At 48.5% G+C, this 4035-nt stretch carries 2 protein-coding genes; one reads left to right on the top strand and one right to left on the bottom strand.

The window, feature by feature from the left end; genetic code table 11:
* Positions 1 to 109 precede the first annotated feature (109 nt).
* Positions 110 to 1909, top strand: a complete 1800-nt coding sequence (locus tag RUMCAL_RS07795; RefSeq protein WP_021682175.1) for an O-antigen ligase family protein — start codon at positions 110 to 112, stop codon at positions 1907 to 1909.
* An 88-nt stretch (positions 1910 to 1997) separates the two neighbouring features.
* Here the strand turns inward: RUMCAL_RS07795 and RUMCAL_RS07800 are convergent, their stop codons facing one another.
* A complete protein-coding gene (locus RUMCAL_RS07800; RefSeq protein ID WP_021682176.1) occupies positions 1998 to 3977 on the bottom strand; it encodes a glycoside hydrolase family 31 protein in 1980 nt (659 codons plus the stop codon).
* Positions 3978 to 4035: the final 58 nt, after the last annotated feature.

Consider the following 4035-nt stretch of genomic DNA (forward strand, 5'->3'; position numbering starts at 1 on the left):
AAAGAGCGTCTGGCGACTTTGTACGGTATTGCCTACCATATTTTGTGGAAAGGAATCTCGAAACCGATTACAAACAAATCGGTTCGAAGAAAGAAGGTTGAAAATTTCTATGGAACAAAAACATCGAACATCCGTCACGCTTTCAACGTCACCACGAAAGCTGACATTGCCGGGGAAAATACTGGCAGTCTGCCTGTGTATTCTCCCGTTTCTCACAAGGTCACTGACGGTAGAAATCCCACAGGCAGTGCGGTCTGCCTATTTTCTGGGAGACGGCGGCTACAGCGATTTCGAACAGCTTTTTCGGGAATTTTTCCTGCTGGGAATCGCGGCTGCCGGCGTGATCTGGTTTTTCTATGAGCAGATTGCACTCCGCCCAAAGCGAAAATTGCCAATGACCCGTCTTACGGCAGTGGTATTTATTCTGCTGGGGCTCTATTTGCTATTGGGCTTGCTGTCCACTATTACATCAGAGTATGCAACAGAATCGTGGCTGGGCATCTACATGTTGTACGAGGGTTATCTGGCACTGGTAGGTTACGTAGTCGTGTTTGCGGCGGCATGGTACTGGATCGACCGAAAAGAAGTTTTGGACTTTGTAAAAAGCTGTCTGACTGTACTTTCTATTGTACTGGGCGTATTGGCATTGCTGGAACGCTCCGGCATTTGCTATTACAATAGTGCAATCGTGCAATTTCTGGGCGGCTTGCAGGGAACAGTCGGCGTTGGCGATGCTGTATCACTGACATTTGGCAATGCAGACTATCTCGGCATGTACTGTGCAATGCTTTTACCGGTAGTAGTTTCGCTGATTACCCGCGAGGGAACTACCAAACGTTTACTGGTACAGATTCTGGCAGCGGTTCTGCTGGCAACGGCACTGTTGCTCTCCAAGGTCATGAATGCGATTCTGCTGGGCTTTGGACTGACAGTTGTCTTTCTGCTGATCTGGGCATTCCACACCAATTGGAAACCGATAGTCAAAGGCTGCCTTTGCGGTGTTACTGCCGCCGCAGTGGTTTTTGGCAGTGTAGGATTCCTGTGGAGCCGGAACGGTGACACTTTGTCAGAAAAATTCCGGCACACCATGATCGGCATGGCACAGGAGGAAACCTTCCGGATTCTATCTATCGATTTGAATGGAAACACCGTTTCCGTAAAAAATGCGAACACCACATTCAGTGTGGCTACCGCGGGAAACAATCTGACACCGCAGGAACTGACATTCACCTGCAACGGCACAGAAGTCACCCCGCAAATCGATGCAGACGGCATGACTTGTTCCTTTGCCGAACCGGAATTGAAACACTGTCAGGTGCAGGTGCAGTCTGACCGACTGGATTTTCTGATGGGCTATGCCACGCCGCTGGAAGTGGTACGGCAAAACGGCAGCTGGCTTGCACTGGGCGTAGGACAAACGCCGCTGACAGAGGTACCGGAAGTAAGCAGTTCAAAATCTCTTCAGCAGAGCTATCCCTATCTGAACGGGCGAGTATTTGTCTGGGCAAACACCATTTCTGCACTACGGGACTGCTGGATTCTGGGACACGGTCCTGCCACCACAATTTTCTATCTGAATCAGTATGACTTGCCGGCACTGTTGAACATCTTCGGTGTGTACGCCTTGTACAACAAACCGCATAACTGGTATCTGCAAGTGGCACAGGATACCGGAATTCCGTCTATGCTGCTGATTCTGGGTGTACTGGTGCTGTTCTTTGTATGCGGTTTCCGGAAGTGTTTCGGAAAGCAGGAAAAATGGGACGCATTCCGCACCGGACTGCTGCTCTCAGTGTTATCTTATGCGTTAACGGCATTTTTCAATGATAGCCTGATTTACCATGCTCCAATGTTCTGGTTCCTGCTGGGAATCGGTTGGCGGCAAATGACTGTCGGTACAGAAGAATAAAACGCCTTTTCTCAAACATAAAAAAATCCCGCTGTGCATACAATCAGCACAGCGGGATTTTCAATATTTCTTTTTATAAAAACTGATATTACAGAGTAGAAACCGAGAGGCTGTCTTCCGGATCGGGAGAAACACCGTTGTCGGTGTACAACTCATAAGAAGCATCAGCATATCCCAGCAGCCGGAGCGTGCTCAAATCGGTCTTTGCTGTGCTCTCAGCCGGCTCTGCAAACGGAATTGCTTTCTGGTTCCGGATAAAGAACACCAGTTCGTCCAGAGCCACCGGCACATAATGATGCCCCTTCGGCAAAATCTCTGTTTCGTAGTTGTCGTAAGACTTCATACGTACCAGCATCATTTCTTCCGGCAGGTAAACATACCGTCCCTGTGCGTTCTGCTTGTAAATCGGAGCGATCATCAGTTCATTGCCGAGGAAAAGCTGATCCTCCACCTGTGCTGCTTCAGCATCTTCCGGAAAATCAAAAGCAAGGGGTCTGAACATCATTTCGTCGTGCAAAGCTGCTTTCAGGAATTCGCTGTAGAGATACGGAATCAGACTATAGCGAATCTTGACCATTTCTCCGGCAGCAGCAACATTGTTAAAACGATAGAGTTCCTGTTCACGGGTGCCGTCTGCAGCATGATTGCGGAACAGCGGTGTAAACAGAGAATACTGAAGCCAGCGGAGCATCAGATCTTCGGTAGTATCGCAGCCAAATCCGCCAGTGTCACAGCCAGTAAAGAGGAAGCCAGCCATATTCAGTGCCGGCAGCTGCTGCATAGACTGAAGAATATGGGACCACCAAGACTTGTTGTCACCCTGCCAGATGCCACCGTAACGATGTGCACCAATATAAGAAGAACGAGAGAAGAACAGCGTCCGCTTTTCAGGGCAGATCTCCTGCAATGCCTCAAAGGCAGAGCGAGTCATATTCATGCCATACAGGTTGTGTACTTCACTGTGCTTCACCATTTTGCCGTCTACATTGTGATAGAACTTGTCATAGTCACCGATATTGCCGTTCAGTCCTGCCACCATGCCAGTGAATGCGAAGTATTCCTGAATGCCCATGTTGCCGGAAGTCAGTTTTTTAATCTCTGCACAAGTGTCTGCCAGACGATCTTCGGTATAGAAAATTGCCGGTTCGTTCATATCATTCCAGAAACCGTCAATACCCTGTTCTGTCAGAACGGCGTATTTCTTACCGAACCACTTACGGGCATCGGGCTGCAGGAAGTCCGGAAAATGCACCCGACCAGGCCATACAGCACCGACAAAATCGCCGCCCTCTGCATTCTTACAGAAGTAGTTGTTCTGTACGCCCTCCTCGTAAACATCATAGTCTTTTTCAATTTTTACACCGGCATCGATAATCGGAACCAGATGAATACCCTGCTGCTTCATGTCTTCCGCAAGAGCTTTCAGATTCGGAAAACGCTCAGTGTCCACGGTAAAATCCTTGTAGCGTTCCATATAGTCAATGTCCAGATAAATGCTGTCCAGCGGAATACCAGCAGCCTGATACCGCTTTGCGACCTCGCGAATGTCCTGCTCGGTCTTATAACCCCAACGGCTCTGACCGTAACCGAACGCCCAGAACGGGGGAATATAGCTTCTGCCGATGATTTTCCGGAACTGCTTGACAATGTCCTTTTCATTTTCACCAGTGATGATATAAACTACCAGATCATTCTTTGCCGCCTTGATCTGCATCAGGTCCCGCCGAGTATAGCCGATGTCAAATTCCATTTTTCCGGCATAGTCGAAGAATGCTCCGAATGTCACATCACCGCGAATGAGAATGAAGTTGTGAGAGCCATAAAGAGAACGAGTATCCTCATGGTGGTTGGGATTGTCATAGTTCCAGCTCACATACTGCCAGCCCCGCTTATTGATACCGCGAATCTGTTCGCCCAGACCGTATACAATATCATTTTCAGAAAGGGCATAGTTAAAAGTTCCCTGATTGTCAGTTTCCAGAAACGGCAGCTTGTCCTTTGCGGTTTCCATTTCTGTGACAACAGCATTGGTAGGGAACGGTGTTCCGAATACATACTTTTTGATCATAATGGCACTTCCTTTCAAATTATCTCTTGGGCAATACCGCACAAAGATTGTGCGACAG

Source organism: Ruminococcus callidus ATCC 27760 (genome assembly GCF_000468015.1).
Taxonomy (GTDB): domain Bacteria; phylum Bacillota; class Clostridia; order Oscillospirales; family Ruminococcaceae; genus Ruminococcus_C; species Ruminococcus_C callidus.

Coding starts and splice junctions, on each gene's coding strand:
- RUMCAL_RS07800 (WP_021682176.1), bottom strand. CDS start 3,977: ATGATCAAAAAGTATGTATTCGGAACACCGTTCCCTACCAATGCTGTT.
- RUMCAL_RS07795 (WP_021682175.1), top strand. CDS start 110: ATGGAACAAAAACATCGAACATCCGTCACGCTTTCAACGTCACCACGA.